The sequence below is a fragment of the Nocardia cyriacigeorgica genome (genome assembly GCF_005863245.1).
In the GTDB taxonomy this organism is placed as follows: domain Bacteria; phylum Actinomycetota; class Actinomycetes; order Mycobacteriales; family Mycobacteriaceae; genus Nocardia; species Nocardia cyriacigeorgica_C.
Genome location: NZ_VBUT01000004.1, coordinates 662,501 through 675,291, shown reverse-complemented (window position 1 = coordinate 675,291; position 12,791 = coordinate 662,501). Strand labels below are relative to the sequence as shown.

The following is a 12,791-nucleotide window of genomic DNA, read 5'->3' as shown; positions in this document are numbered from 1 at the left end:
GCGCGTGCCGCCAACTGAACGACAGACGAGAAATAGGGGCTACGCCGGTGGATTTCAATGTCGTTGACCGCCAAGAGACATTGGTGGCGGGAACCGTGCTCCGCAGCCCGGCACTGGCTGTGGAGGGGCCGCGGCGCACCAAGGTGGAAGAAGCGTGGAAGCGCAATCTGGCGCGCGCGCTACCCGGTCCGCCGGCCAGCGCGTTCGTCGACCACGCGCCCGAGATCAACTCCTACCTGACCCATATCGTCGGCTACCGCTGCCGCAGTCTCGACGACCTGCTACCCGGTGACGTGCTGGCCCGGATCCCGGCGGGCAAGTTCGCCCGGTTCACCCTCAGCGGCGACGATCTCGGCGACACCGTGGTGACGGTATGGCGGGCGATCTGGGACGCCGAGGCCGCGGGCCGGCTGGAGCGTTCCTACACAGGCGATTTCGAGCGCTACCCCGACAACCGGACGGTCGAGGTCTTCGTGGCGCTGGCAGACGATTCGGTGGACGGGTAGGAACAACGCTGTGGACTTCGAGATAGTCACCCTGGAGGAAAGCCTGGTCGCCGGGCTCACCGTGCCGCTGGCCGGCCGCGAGGTCGCCGCCCGCGACCTCGACCTGGTGAACTTCACCTGGGACCGATACCTGGCCAGGGAGAAGAACGTGCCGCGGGTCGCGGCCTACATCGGCCAGAACGATCACGCGGTGGCCGTGCTCGGCTACGAGGTGGCGTCGATGGACGAGATGGACGCGGGCGACGTGGTGACCCGCGTGCCGCGCGGCCGATACGCCAAGTTCGTCGTCTCCGACAAGCCCTACGACCTGCTGCGCACCGCATGGGCGCAGGTGCGCAAGGCCGAAAGCGCGGGCACCATCACCCGCTCGCACGCCGCCGAGATCGAGCGCTACACCGGGCCCACCTCGGTAGAGGTCTACGTCTCGCTCGACTGAGCGCAAGCACGACGAAAGCGGCCGAAGGGATTCCTCCGGCCGCTTTGCCGTCTCGATGCAACGGCTGGTCAGCCCCCGTTTTCGAGCGAAGCGAGACCGAGCCCCAAAGTTCGCGGCCCGTCTCGCGTCTCCGCTGCCGCTGCGCAAGCCGAAGGCAAGCAGCGGTAGCGGAGACGCGAGACATCAAGGGGCCGCGAACCCGCCGCGACGAAGGAGCGGCAAATCCTACTCAGCACCGATGATGAACGCTTCCAGCTGCTCGCGGGCGACGTCGTCGGCCAGCTGCTTCGGCGGGGACTTCATCAGGTACGCCGACGCCGGGATGACGGGGCCGCCGATGCCGCGGTCCTTGGCGATCTTGGCCGCGCGCACCGCGTCGATGATGATGCCCGCCGAGTTGGGCGAGTCCCACACCTCGAGCTTGTACTCCAGGTTCAGCGGCACGTCACCGAAGGCGCGGCCTTCCAGGCGCACGTAGGCCCACTTGCGGTCGTCGAGCCAGCCGACGTGGTCGGACGGGCCGATGTGCACGTCGTTGGCGCCCAGCTCCTTCTTCAGGTTGCTGGTGACGGCCTGGGTCTTGGAGATCTTCTTCGACTCCAGGCGCTCACGCTCGAGCATGTTCTTGAAGTCCATGTTGCCGCCGACGTTGAGCTGCATGGTGCGGTCGAGCTGCACGCCGCGGTCCTCGAACAGCTTGGCCATCACCCGGTGGGTGATGGTGGCGCCGACCTGGCTCTTGATGTCGTCACCGACGATCGGCACGCCCGCCTTGGTGAACTTCTCGGCCCACTCCGGGTCGGAGGCGATGAACACCGGCAGCGCGTTGACGAAGGCGACGCCCGCGTCGATGGCGCACTGCGCGTAGAACTTGTCGGCCTCTTCCGAACCCACGGGCAGGTAGGAGACCAGCACGTCGACCTTGGCGTCCTTGAGTGCCTTGACCACGTCGACCGGCTCGGCCTCGGACAGCTCGATGGTCTGCGCGTAGTACTTGCCGATGCCGTCGAGGGTCGGGCCGCGCTGCACGACCACGTCGCTGGGCGGCACGTCGGAGATCTTGATGGTGTTGTTCTCGGAGGCGAAGATCGCCTCGGACAGGTCGAAGCCGACCTTCTTCGCGTCGACGTCGAACGCGGCGACGAACTTCACGTCGCGCACGTGGTACTGACCGAACTTGACGTGCATCAGACCGGGAACGGTCGCGGTCTCGTCCGCGTCCTTGTAGTACTGAACGCCCTGGACCAGCGAGGATGCGCAGTTGCCCACACCTACGATGGCGACGCGAACCTCTGGGGCGCTCTCAGCAGCTTTGACATCACTCATGGCCGGTATTTCCCTCTTTCTGTGGTGCCGCCTTCGTCGATTGCTCCGCCGCAATCAACTCGTTGAGCCAGCGCACTTCGCGCTCGCTTGATTCGAGTCCGAGTTGATGGAGCTGGCGGGTGTAGCGATCCAGCGAGCCACTCGCCTTCTTGATCGCCTCCCGTAGCCCCTCTCGGCGCTCCTCGACTTGACGCCGCCTGCCCTCGAGGATCCGCATCCGCGCTTCCGCGGGGGTGCGGCTGAAAAAGGCCAGATGAACGCCGAAGCCGTCATCGGTGTAGTTCTGCGGTCCGGTGTCGGCCAGGAGCTCGTTGAAGCGCTCCCGTCCGGCCGGAGTCAGCTGGTAGACCCGCCGGGCGCGACGTGTGGTCGCACCGGCCGGGATCTCCTCCTCGAGCAGCCCGTCCGCCTGCATTCGGCGCAGTGTCGGATAGAGCGACCCGTAGGAGAAGGCCCGAAACGCACCGAGCAGGCCCGTCAGCCGCTTGCGCAGCTCGTAACCGTGCATGGGCGATTCGAGGAGCAGCCCGAGGATTGCGAGTTCGAGCATCGGGCTTCACCCCCTGACTGTGTGCAGACCTAACCGATGGATGCGATTACCAACTATATCGGAGCGATATAACCACGCATAGTTGTTGGTGATGCATTCCGCATTTGCGCTGGTGAGAGAGCCTGGCCCATGGGCGGCCGACAGCGGCGGAGACCGGATGCCCCCTGGTTCGGCCCGGCCGGACCCACGCGGGCCGGGAGATCGACCGCGCCGCCCAGCCGTGTGGCGGGATGGGACGGACCGGTTGCCGATGCCGGACGCAGGCGTCAGTCGGCCGGGAAGATTTCCACTGGCTTCGCGGCGAGATCGACCACCATGTGCCCGGTCCGGTCGTCCCCGTCCCCGACGAAGATCCGGATGACCGGGCCCGCATCGGCCGGGGCACTCAGCTCGTACTCGATGCCGAGATGCTTCACCACGCCGCCGGGCAGGCGCACCGACTCCGGCGCGCCGCGCAGAATCCCGGCGAGCGCCGTGAGATCGATGGCGCCCAGATCGACGGGACGGCCGTTGGCCCAGCTCACCGTCGAGGAGCCGCTCGCCTGGAACCCTTCGGCATCGAACCGGTACAGCACAGGCCGCCCCGCTTTCAACCGCTGAACCACCGCGTACTCGGGCATGACCGTGACGGTGTCGGCGATGGCGTCACCGAACTCACGTCGATAGCTGTCGACGAACAACGCGAACCCGGACCCCGTGACCAGACTCGGCAGCGGCGCGGGCTCGGCCTCGGCCTGCTCGGCCTGCTCCACGCCGACCACGGCAAGCGGATCGCTCGACCCCTCCGGCCGCAGCGTTCCCGCCGTCGCACCGATCACCGCGGCGATCGCGAGCACCGCGACCGGAATCCACCAGCGCCGTTGCGGACGGTCGCGATGCAGCACCGCCGACCCGGCGAGATCATCCGGAATCTGCAGATCGCGGATGAGGTCGTTCAGCTCGCCGAAGGTCGTCGCACGCATCGCCGATCGGGTACGCCCGGCGTGCTCGTCCTCGGTGAGCTGCCCGTCGCGCAAGGCCGCATCGATGAGCGCGCATACCTCGACACGATCGGTGTCACGGGCCCTGAGATGGTCGTTTCTCGTCATCACGTGCCTAACCCTCGAACGGCCATACGCGAAGTACCTCGCCGGCGGGGCCGAGGATGAAATGGCCGGACTCGCGGAATTGGTTGCCGACGTAGACGGCCACCACCATGCGGCCCTTGTTCGGCGGAAAGCTGTGGATCTCGACCGACAGGTGCGAGACCTTGCCGTCGGGCACCTGCGCGATCGTCGCGGCGTTCGCCAGTGCGGCGCCGATCGCGGCCGTGTCGAGGACACCGAGGTCGACCGTCGGGGTGTCGACCTTGCGGGTGGTCGGATCGCTCGGCCGCTGGAAGCCGCCCCGGTAGTCGTAGGACACCTGGCGGTTCGGCTGGCCCGGTACGGCACGGTCGACGTCGCCGTGGTCGGGGTACAGGGAGATCTCGTCGGCGATGGTGTCGCCGAATTCGGCGCGGTAGGCCGCGATGAAATGGGCCAGACCCGCGCCGGTGACCAGCTCGGGGGTCGCGACGACGACGGGTGCGACGTCATCGAGCTCGGGGCGTGGTGCGGGGAACTCGGCACGCGGGGCTTCGCCGGCGTCCGGGGCGGCGGCCACCGGCGCTTCGGCGGGCGCCGGATCGTCCTCGCGGCCGGTCAGCGCGAATGTGCCGAAGGCGACGAGCAGCGCGGCCGCGGTGAGTGCGGCGAGGTAAGCGCCCTGACGGGTGGGCTGCGCCCGCCGCGGCGGGGCCGGGGTGCGGCGCGGGCCTTGCAGGTCGGCGGTGAGTTCGGCCAGATCGCCGAGGGTTTTCGCTTCGGCGAGCAGGTCGGAGTAGGCGCGGTGCTCATCCTCGGTGAGCTGGCCTTCGGTGCGGGCCAGGTCGAGCAGTTCGGCGGCGGCGGCGCGATCGGCGGTGCGAGCCCTGGTGGACGATGGGTAGGCCCGCGCGGTCTTCGAGGCCTGGCTCCGCGGACCGGCTGTGGGTACCGACGACGGCGTTTGCAGGTCGTCCACCAGGGCGGACAGTTCGCCGACCGTCTTCGCGGCTCTGGCCTGGGCGATGCGGTCGTGGTATTCGTCCGCACCGAGCTGCCCCTCGGCATAGGCGGCATCGAGCACACTCGCGGTGTGGGCGCGGTCGAGATCACGGGCACGCATCCGACCGGGGACAGGCGTCGACACCAACGCAGTCTAATCGGACAGACCCGCATTTCGCTTTCCCGATCAAGCGCCGGACCAGCCCGAAAGAAGCCACTGACGGACCCGGCGTGATCCGGCGCGGCGGGCGCGCGGCCGGGGAATCCCGCTGATCCGGTGTCGCAGATACGCCACAGCCGACCTCGTGGCGGGCGCCTACCGAACACGCCGGGCGCCAGCGCAACGAATTGGACACGGCTACTCTGGTGAACGTGCGAATTCAGCGGCAAGTGGTCGACTATGCGCTACGGCGCCGGTCGCTGCTGGCTGACGTCTATGCGGGCCGTGTCGATGTCGCCGAGGTATGTGATGCGAATCCATATCTGCTGCGTGCGGCGAAATTCCACGGTCGGGGGAGCGAGGTCACATGCCCTATCTGCCGGAAAGAACAGCTCACCCTCGTATCCTGGGTCTACGGCGACGGCCTCGGCCCGGTAGCGGGCTCGGCTCGCACCCCGGAGGAACTGCTCCGTCTCGCCGAGACGCGCGAGGAGTTCTCGGTCCATGTGGTCGAGGTGTGCCGGACCTGCAGCTGGAACCATCTGGTGCAGTCCTATGTGCTCGGCACCACACCGGTTCCGCCGCGACGACGCTCCGGAACCCGAGCCAACCGGCGGACCGCTGCCGAATGAAACACCTGGTCATCTGCCCGTCGGGTGACTTATAGGGCCGAACCTGGTCCATCGCGACCTGCCCGGCCCCGAGCCACCCAGACCGATACGAGCTTTGGAGATCTTGTCAGTGAATTCGCCCTACGAGAGCCCTCACGGCGATGACCCGAACGCCCGCACGCAGCGCAGTCCACAACCAGGCCAGAATCCACGTCCGATGGGGCCGCCACCGGGCCGCCCCGGCGCTCCCGGTGGTCCGCGCCCGCAGGTGAGCGGGCCACGGCCCGGTGTGGGTGGACCGCGTCCAGGCCCCATGCCCGGCCCGAACGGTCCGCGACCGGGTCCGAACGGCCCGCGTCCGGGTCCCGGCCCGAACGGTCGGCCCGCGCCGCAGGGCGGCCGTGGTCCACAGGGTGGCCCGCCGCCCGGTAATCCGCGCGGCCCGCAGCCGCCGCATCGTCCGGGACCGCCGCCGGGCCGGGCGCCGCAGGGCGCTCCGCCGCCCGGGCGCGCACCGCAGGGCAGGCCCGGCCCGAATCCGGCCCCGAACTCCGCGCAGTCGACCCAGAAGATCGCCCGGCCGGGCGAGGGCGCCAAACCGCCGTCGGCCCAGGCGACGCAGAAGATCAGCCGCCCGGCCTCGCTGTCGGAGGCGGTCTCCCAGCGCGACCGCAAGGCCTCCAGCACCGGCCCGCGTCCGGCCACGCGCAGGCCCGTCGCCGGCGCTGCCGCAGGGGCGGCGAACACCGGTGAGCGCCGGGCGCAATCGCGTTCCGGCCCGCCGTCGAGTCCGCCGCCGCGGCGCGGTGGTGGTGACGGCGACGGCCCCGATGGTCCCGGCGGGCGCAGGCCCGGCGCCAAGAAGAAATCGCCGTGGCGAATCGTGCGTCGCACCATCTATGTCCTGATCGCGTTGGCGATCGTGGTGCCGAGCACCGTGTTCTTGATCGCCTACTCCACGGTTTCCGTTCCCCAGCCGGGCGATCTCAAAACCAATCAGGTGGCGACGATCTACGCCGCCGACGGCACCACCGAGATCAGCAAGGTGGTTCCGCCGGAGGGCAACCGCACCGAGGTCACCATCGACCAGGTGCCGCCGCATGTCCGCAACGCGGTCACCGCGGCCGAGGACCGGGACTTCTACACCAACCCCGGCTTCTCGGTGTCCGGTTTCGCCCGCGCCGCGCGTGACAACCTGCTCGGCAAGGAGAGCGCGGGCGGTGGCTCCACCATCACCCAGCAGTACGTGAAGAACGCGCTGGTCGGTGACGAACGCTCGCTCAACCGAAAGCTCAAAGAGCTGGTGATCTCGGCGAAGATGGCGCGGCAGTGGAGCAAGGACGAGATCCTCGCCGCCTACCTCAACACCATCTACTTCGGTCGTGGCGCCTACGGCATCGACGCCGCCGCCAAGGCCTACTTCGACAAGCCGGTGCAGGAGCTGACCGTGGCCGAGGGCGCGGTGCTCGCGGCCACCATCCAGTTGCCGTCCTCGCTGGATCCGGAGCAGAATCCGGAGGGCGCGAAGGCCCGCTGGAACTATGTGCTCGACGGCATGGTCTCGGAGGGCAATCTGCCCGCCGCCGAACGCAAGTCGATGCAGTACCCGGCGGTGCGGCCGCTGGCCTCGCTCGGCGACAAGGCCAACGACGACGGCCCCGAGGGCCTGATCAAGCAGCAGGTGCTGCGGGAACTGTCGGCCGCGGGCATCAGTGAGCAGCAGCTCAACACCGCGGGCCTGCAGATCACCACCACCATCGACCCGAAGGCGCAGCAGGCCGCACTCGATGCGGTGGCCGAGAACCTGCAGGGCGAACCGGAGAAGCTGCGCACCGCCGTGGTCTCGATCGATCCGAAATCCGGTGCGGTGCGCGCGTACTACGGCGGCAAGGACGGCCAGGGCTACGACTTCGCCAACGCGGGTCTGCAGACCGGTTCGTCGTTCAAGGTGTTCGGCCTGGCGCAGAACCTGGAGATGGGCATCCCGCTGTCGCAGATGTACGACAGCTCGCCGCTCACCGTGCACGGCATCAAGATCAGCAACGTCGAGGGCGAATCCTGCGGCATGTGCACCATCGCCGAGGCGCTCAAGCGTTCGCTGAACACCAGCTTCTACCGCATGCAGCTGGATATGCAGAACGGCCCGCAGAAGATCGCCGATATGGCGCACAAGCTGGGCATCCCGGAGGAGATCCCGGGTGTCGGCAAGACGCTCACCGAACCGGACGGCTCGGGGCCGAACAACGGCATCGTGCTCGGCCAGTACCAGGCCAGGGTGCTCGATATGGCCTCGGCGTACGCGACGCTCGCGGCCTCGGGCGTCTATCACGCACCGCACTTCATCCAGCGCGTGGTGACCGCCGACGGTGAGGTGCTGCTCGATCGCGGTGAGGTCGCGGGCGAACAGCGCGTCTCGGCGGCGGTGGCCGACAACGTCACCGCGGCGATGAAGCCGATCGCGGCCTACTCCCGCAACCACGGCCTGGCCGGTGGCCGGGAATCGGCCGCCAAGACCGGTACCGCCCAGCTCGGTGACACCGGCGAGAACAAGGACGCCTGGATGGTCGGCTACACGCCGTCGCTGTCCACCGCGGTCTGGGTCGGCACCGAACAGGGTGAGCCGCTGCGCAACTACGGCGGCGCGATGATCTACGGCTCCAGCCTGCCGTCGGACATCTGGAAGGACACCATGGACGGCGCGCTCGAAGGCACGCCGAAGGAGACCTTCCCCAAGCCGGCCCCGATCAAGGGTCAGGCCGGTGTGCCGGAGTGGACCGCGCCCTATACCGCGCCGTCCACCACGGAGGCCCCGCCGTTCCAGCCGCCGGTGGTGATCACGCCGAGCCAGGTGGAGATCCTGCCCGGCATCACCATCCCGGTCCCGGGCGTGCAACCGAATCCGCAGGCGCAGGTGCGGCCGCAGCAGCAGCAACCGTCGAACTCCGGGCCGCTGCCGGGCCAGCCGACCGCACCGGCCGACGGGTCACCGTCCACCGGCCAGGGGCAATCCGGTGAGGACAGTTCCGACAGCGGCGAGGACTCCGGCGGCGGTGGCGGCGGAACCGGCACCGGCGGCGGCCAGGGCGCCGAGGATTCCGGGGGGACGAGCGGAGCTCCGCCCGGCCGCTCCCGGTAGCCTCGGGTGCCGTGACCGATCAGCGACTGGTGGGCGAGCCGACCAACGGGAACGCGCACACCGGCCCGTCGGCGCAGCGGCCGGGCAGCGTGCGATACGAGTCCCCGGCTCCGCTCGCCCCCGATCTGCGGTCGTGCGACGCGCGAGACCGGCCGAGCCGCAACGACTCCCTGACCGCGCAACTGTGCACGGTGATCGGCGGGCCGGTCGGTGATCACGCGCTGATCGGCCGCACCAGGTTCTGGACGCCGATGCGGGTGCTGTTCCTGTTCACGGTGCTGTTCCTGGCGCTCGGCTGGGGCACCAAGGCGCCGTGCATCCAGCAGACCGAAGCCGCGAACGGCGGCCTCACCCTGGACTGGAACGACGGCCGCCAGTACACGGCCATGTGCTATTCGGACACCGTCCCGCTCTACGGCGCGGAACGGCTCAACGAGGGCGCGTTCCCGTACAAGAAGTCCTGGACCGAGGAAACACCCGACGGCGGCACCGAAACCCGGTACATGGAGTATCCGGTGCTGTCGGGGCTCTACCAGTACGTGTCGATGCAGATCACGAAGAGCTGGGATGCCGGTCCGCTGCCTGGTGCGCTGCAAGTGGTCATCTACTTCAATGTGATCGCGGTCGGTCTCGCGCTGGCCTGGCTGGTCACCGTGTGGGCGACGGCGCTGCTGGCGGGCCGGCGGATCTGGGATGCCGCGCTCGTCGCCTGCTCACCACTGGTGATCGTGCACGGCTTCACCAATTTCGACGCCCTGGCAACGGCTTTCGCCGCCACCGGCCTGCTGGCCTGGGCGCGCAAGAAACCGGTGCTGGCCGGCGTGCTGCTCGGCTTGGGCGGCGCGGCGAAACTGTATCCGCTGCTGCTGCTCGGCCCGATCCTGGTGCTGTGCCTGCGCGCCGACCCGATGCACCGCACGCCGAGCGCGCACATCAAGATCCGGTTGAACGAGATCGACGGCCTGCCCGCGGCCCGGAAGTGGATACGTGAGATCCCCCATCGGGTCCGGATTCTGGGCACCCGCCCGCTCGGTGCGGCCGGACTCACCGCAGGCGCCGCGGCGGGGACCTGGGTGATCGTGAATCTGCCGATCGCGGTGCTGTATCCGACCGGCTGGCGGGAGTTCTTCCGGCTCAACACGACCCGGCACGCGGACCCGGATTCGATCTACAACGTCATCACCTCGTTCACCGGCTGGCCCGGTTTCGACGGTGTGCTCGAGCACGGTCAACAGCCGACCATCCTCAACCTGGTCTCGCTGACGCTGTTCGTCATCGCCTGCCTGCTCATCGCCTACATCGGCCTGACCGCTCCGCGCAGGCCGCGCCTTGCCCAGCTGTGCTTCCTGGTGATCGCGGCCTTCCTGCTGACGAACAAGGTGTGGAGCCCCCAGTATTCGCTATGGCTGGTGCCGCTGGCGGTGCTGGCGCTACCGCATCGGCGGATCCTGCTGGCCTGGATGACGATCGACGCGCTGGTCTGGGTGCCGCGCATGTTCTACTACCTCGGCATCGACCGTAAAGGCCTGCCGGAGCAGTGGTTCACCGGCACCGTGCTGCTGCGCGATATCGCGGTGATCATCGTGTGCGCGCTGATCGTGCGCCAGATCTACCGTCCCGACGAGGATCTGGTGCGCCGCGATTTCGTCGACGATCCGGTCGGCGGGCCGCTCGACCACGCCACCGATCCCCTGCTGCCGTGGTTGCCGGAACGGTTGCGGCCGAGGGAAGGCCGGGTTCTCACGCGCTGAGCGAGCCGCACGGGCCGGTTCGAGGCCGACCGGTAGTCGACGCCTCGACCGGCACCGACCGCTCGCCGACCGCATGGCACGCACCGCCACCTGGACAGTTCCGGGGCGTCCTCGGCGGCCGCGCTCGGCATCGATGTGCGGCGGGTGCGGGCGCCCTACCTCCAGACCGGCACCGCCCCCGTCTACGCGGTCTGCCCGTCGAGCGACTCGCGCAAAATGTCGGCGTGCCCGGCGTGCTGGGCGGTTTCGGCGATGAGGTGAGCCACCACTCGCCGAACGCTGTACACCGCGCCCTGCTCGAACCACGGCGCATCGGGCACCGGATGCGCCGCGGACAGATCGGGGATCGTGGCGAGCACTTCTTCGGTGTGCGCGGCGACCCGCTCGTAGCGCGCGAGGATATCGGCCAGGGTGTCGCCGGGCTGCATCTGGAACTCTTGTTCGTGGTCGATCATCCACTGCGGGAATTCGCGTGCGGTGCCGCCCATGATGTCAGCCCAGGTGACGCCGTCGGGCAGGTCGTGCTGCATGGCCGAGGGCCCTTCGACGGCGAAGCGCATCCAGGTCTGCTCCATGGAGGCAACGTGCTTGATCAGCCCGCCGAGGCATAGCGCGCTCACGGTCGGATGCTCGCCGGCCTGGGCGTCGGTGAGGCCTCGGACGGAATTGGTGAGAGTGGTGCGTGCGGCGGCGAGGGCTTCGAGTAGTTCGGTGCGTTCGGCGTCGAGGGTGGAGGCGGTCATAGCGTTCCTTTCGGCGTGATGCTCGGTCGGGATCAACCATGACAGGGGAAGCGGACAGGATGTGTCCGCTATTGCGGCCAGAATGGAAACATGCCGACGACTTCCGCGCGACTGCTCGCCCTGCTCTCGCTCCTCCAGGTGCGCCGGGACTGGCCGGGCGCACTGCTGGCCGAGCGGCTCGAGGTCAGTGCCCGCACGGTGCGCCGCGACGTCGATCGGCTGCGTGAGCTGGGCTATCCGATCGCCTCGATCAAGGGTCCCGACGGTGGGTACCGCCTGGAGGCTGGCACTGATCTGCCGCCGCTGCTGTTCGACGACGAACAGGCGGTCGCGCTCGCCGTCGGGCTCGGGTTGGCCGCGACCTCCGGCGTCGGCATCGAGGAGTCCGCGGCGCGTGCGCTGAACACCATCCGGCAGGTGATGCCGGCGCGGCTGCGTCATCGGATCGACACGCTACAAATCGCCGCCATCGATACGTGGGCCAGCGATCGGATCGCCCGGGTGGACCCCGAGGTGCTGATCGCGCTCGGCGCGGCCATCCATTCCCGAGAAGTGCTGCGCTTCGACTACCGGACCGAAACCGACTCGGTATCAGCGTCTTCCGATCCGCCGCAGCCGCCGCGCCGCGTGCAGCCGCATCACCTCGTGACCCGGGCCCGCCGCTGGTACCTCATCGCCTGGGATCTCGACCGCGACGACTGGCGCATCTTCCGGGCCGACCGGATCACCCCGCGCGCCCCGACCGGGCCCCGGTTCACCCCGCGCACCGTGCCCGGCGGTTCGGTCGCGGAGTTCGTGGCCCGCCGGTTCAGCCGGGCCGATTCGGGCCGCTGGCCGTGCTGGGGCGAGATGATCCTGCACCTGCCCGCCACTGAGGTGTCCAAGTACGCCGGTGACGCGACGGTCGAAGCACTCGGCCCCGACCGCTGCAAACTCACCCGCGGGGCCTGGTCGTGGATGGCCCTGGCAGCGTCGGTCGGCCGGTTCGACGCGGACATCGACGTCATCGGCCCACCCGAACTCGCCGCGGCGTTCACCCGGTTGTCCAGTCGTTACGCAGCCGCGGGGGCGAGCACGGCATCCACCTAGCGCTGCCCCTGCGCGGCTTGGATCACCTCGTCCAATACTTCCCGCGTGCGATGCAGATCCCTGATGCACGCGTCGATCCGGTCGCGTTCGGCCGCAAGGGTTTCGGCGAGGAAGGGGGTGGCGGTGGCGTTGGGGGTACCGTCGGCATCGTGGATGCAGGGCAGGAGTTCGGCCATGGTGCGGCTGTGCAGGCCTGCGGCGAACATTTCCTGGATCCGGATGACGCGGTCGACGGCGGACTCGGCGTAGTCGCGCTGTCCGCCGGGTGTCCGCGTGGAGGCGAGCAGGCCCTGGGTCTCGTAATAGCGCAGCGAGCGGACGCTGACGCCGGTCCGTTCGGCCAGTTCACCGATGCGCATCGGCACACCTCCACAATCCGGGCTTGCCCCTGACATTGATGTCAGGTTCTACGGTACG

12 protein-coding genes are annotated in these 12,791 nt (G+C 69.0%); 6 read left to right on the top strand and 6 right to left on the bottom strand.

What is annotated here, in order from left to right:
• Positions 1-47 precede the first annotated feature (47 nt).
• Together FEK34_RS12985 and FEK34_RS12980 are read left to right on the top strand one after the other, a co-directional pair.
• Positions 48-506, top strand: a complete 459-nt coding sequence (locus tag FEK34_RS12985) for a GyrI-like domain-containing protein (protein ID WP_036541500.1) — start codon at positions 48-50, stop codon at positions 504-506.
• Between the two features lie 10 nt (positions 507-516).
• Positions 517-942 (top strand): GyrI-like domain-containing protein, encoded by a 426-nt coding sequence (locus FEK34_RS12980; RefSeq protein WP_138448046.1) that lies wholly within the window; start codon positions 517-519, stop codon positions 940-942.
• Positions 943-1,167: 225 nt separating this feature from the next.
• Here the strand turns inward: FEK34_RS12980 and FEK34_RS12975 are convergent, their stop codons facing one another.
• The 4 genes from FEK34_RS12975 to FEK34_RS29970 all read right to left on the bottom strand — a co-directional run bounded on the left by FEK34_RS12975 (position 1,168) and on the right by FEK34_RS29970 (position 5,029).
• Entirely contained in the window at positions 1,168-2,268 is a 1,101-nt protein-coding gene (locus tag FEK34_RS12975; protein ID WP_138448045.1) for an inositol-3-phosphate synthase, read from the bottom strand.
• Positions 2,261-2,818 carry a PadR family transcriptional regulator gene (locus FEK34_RS12970; protein WP_036541506.1) on the bottom strand — a complete coding sequence of 186 codons (558 nt, stop codon included), beginning with the start codon at positions 2,816-2,818 and terminating at the stop codon, positions 2,261-2,263. Before FEK34_RS12970 ends, FEK34_RS12975 begins: the two co-directional genes overlap by 8 nt.
• 266 nt (positions 2,819-3,084) lie before the next feature.
• Positions 3,085-3,906, bottom strand: coding sequence for a DUF1707 SHOCT-like domain-containing protein (locus FEK34_RS29975; RefSeq protein ID WP_171048173.1), 822 nt, complete (start codon positions 3,904-3,906; stop codon positions 3,085-3,087).
• A gap of 7 nt (positions 3,907-3,913) precedes the next feature.
• Positions 3,914-5,029, bottom strand: a complete 1,116-nt coding sequence (locus tag FEK34_RS29970) for a DUF1707 SHOCT-like domain-containing protein (protein WP_249359052.1) — start codon at positions 5,027-5,029, stop codon at positions 3,914-3,916.
• A gap of 227 nt (positions 5,030-5,256) precedes the next feature.
• On the opposite strand from FEK34_RS29970, the gene FEK34_RS12955 reads away from it, so the two are divergent.
• The 3 genes from FEK34_RS12955 (at position 5,257) to FEK34_RS12945 (ending at position 10,542) form a co-directional block, all read left to right on the top strand.
• A complete protein-coding gene (locus FEK34_RS12955) occupies positions 5,257-5,676 on the top strand; it encodes a DUF5318 domain-containing protein (protein ID WP_158430226.1) in 420 nt (139 codons plus the stop codon).
• Positions 5,677-5,968: 292 nt separating this feature from the next.
• Positions 5,969-8,791, top strand: coding sequence for a transglycosylase domain-containing protein (locus FEK34_RS12950; RefSeq protein ID WP_138448043.1), 2,823 nt, complete (start codon positions 5,969-5,971; stop codon positions 8,789-8,791).
• Between the two features lie 11 nt (positions 8,792-8,802).
• The gene (locus tag FEK34_RS12945; RefSeq protein ID WP_432760947.1) at positions 8,803-10,542 is read left to right on the top strand and encodes a glycosyltransferase family 87 protein; all 1,740 of its coding nucleotides are present in this window, start codon (positions 8,803-8,805) and stop codon (positions 10,540-10,542) included.
• 182 nt (positions 10,543-10,724) lie between these two features.
• Here FEK34_RS12945 and FEK34_RS12940 read toward each other — a convergent pair whose 3' ends face one another.
• Positions 10,725-11,285: a DinB family protein gene (locus tag FEK34_RS12940; RefSeq protein WP_138448042.1), complete on the bottom strand. Its 561-nt coding sequence runs from the start codon at positions 11,283-11,285 to the stop codon at positions 10,725-10,727.
• Between the two features lie 90 nt (positions 11,286-11,375).
• Between FEK34_RS12940 and FEK34_RS12935 the strand changes: the two genes are divergently transcribed.
• A complete protein-coding gene (locus FEK34_RS12935) occupies positions 11,376-12,374 on the top strand; it encodes a helix-turn-helix transcriptional regulator (RefSeq protein WP_138448041.1) in 999 nt (332 codons plus the stop codon).
• Here the strand turns inward: FEK34_RS12935 and FEK34_RS12930 are convergent.
• Complete coding sequence (locus FEK34_RS12930; RefSeq protein ID WP_138448040.1) at positions 12,371-12,733, bottom strand: MerR family transcriptional regulator; 363 nt, start codon at positions 12,731-12,733, stop codon at positions 12,371-12,373. The genes FEK34_RS12935 and FEK34_RS12930 overlap by 4 nt on opposite strands.
• Positions 12,734-12,791 lie beyond the last annotated feature (58 nt).

Bases quoted from the DNA above. Each gene is read 5' to 3' on its own strand.
- FEK34_RS12970 (WP_036541506.1), bottom strand. From the start codon at position 2,818: ATGCTCGAACTCGCAATCCTCGGGCTGCTCCTCGAATCGCCCATGCAC.
- FEK34_RS12940 (WP_138448042.1), bottom strand. From the start codon at position 11,285: ATGACCGCCTCCACCCTCGACGCCGAACGCACCGAACTACTCGAAGCC.
- FEK34_RS12930 (WP_138448040.1), bottom strand. From the start codon at position 12,733: ATGCGCATCGGTGAACTGGCCGAACGGACCGGCGTCAGCGTCCGCTCG.
- FEK34_RS12950 (WP_138448043.1), top strand. From the start codon at position 5,969: ATGCCCGGCCCGAACGGTCCGCGACCGGGTCCGAACGGCCCGCGTCCG.
- FEK34_RS12975 (WP_138448045.1), bottom strand. From the start codon at position 2,268: ATGAGTGATGTCAAAGCTGCTGAGAGCGCCCCAGAGGTTCGCGTCGCC.
- FEK34_RS29975 (WP_171048173.1), bottom strand. From the start codon at position 3,906: ATGACGAGAAACGACCATCTCAGGGCCCGTGACACCGATCGTGTCGAG.
- FEK34_RS12935 (WP_138448041.1), top strand. From the start codon at position 11,376: ATGCCGACGACTTCCGCGCGACTGCTCGCCCTGCTCTCGCTCCTCCAG.